This is a genomic window from Streptomyces sp. SYSU D01066-1 (assembly GCF_054956795.1).
In genome coordinates, this window is sequence record NZ_JBUDHV010000092.1 from 1 (window position 1) to 611 (window position 611).

Annotated in this window: 1 pseudogene; it reads right to left on the reverse strand. The window is 70.4% G+C overall.

The features are described from left to right. Positions 1-611 (reverse strand): annotated as a pseudogene (locus ACY1JF_RS31930) (hypothetical protein); the annotation flags it as partial.

The window sequence follows — 611 nt, forward strand, 5'->3', positions numbered from 1 at the left end:
AGGGTGTCGGTGACGGTGACGCCGGTGGCGTCGTTCGGTCCGGTGTTGCGGACGGTGACGCGGTAGGTGACGGTCTGGCCGACGGTGACGGTGGTGGTGTCGGCGGACTTGGTCACCGACAGGCCGGCGGCCGGGCTGACCTGGGTGACGGCCTCGTTGGAGGTGGCCGTCAGCGGCTCGGGGACGGGACCGAGGCGGTTCTCGTAGGCGGCGGTGGCGGTGTTGGCCAGGTGTCCGCCGGCGCTGGCCTCGTCGATCCTGACCCGGTACTCCACCGTCGTACCGTCCGGCAGGGTGTCGGTGTTGGGCAGGGCGCCGCCCTGCCCGCTGGTGGCACCGTTGCCCAGGTGGAACACCACCCGGTCACCCGCCGGGTCGAAATATGCCTGGTCGTCGTCCGGCTGGTCGCTCTTCGCGCCGGCGTTGGGGCCGCTGACGATCCTCAGCGACCCCGGCACATACGTGGCACCGGCCGGAACGACGTCACTCAGGCTCAGCGCCTCGGCGTTGCCACCGCCCTCGTTCTTGACGACGATCCGGTAGGTGACCACATCACCCACCTCCAGCGGCCCCTCAGGAACGGCGTACTTGGTGAGCGTCACGAACGGAGC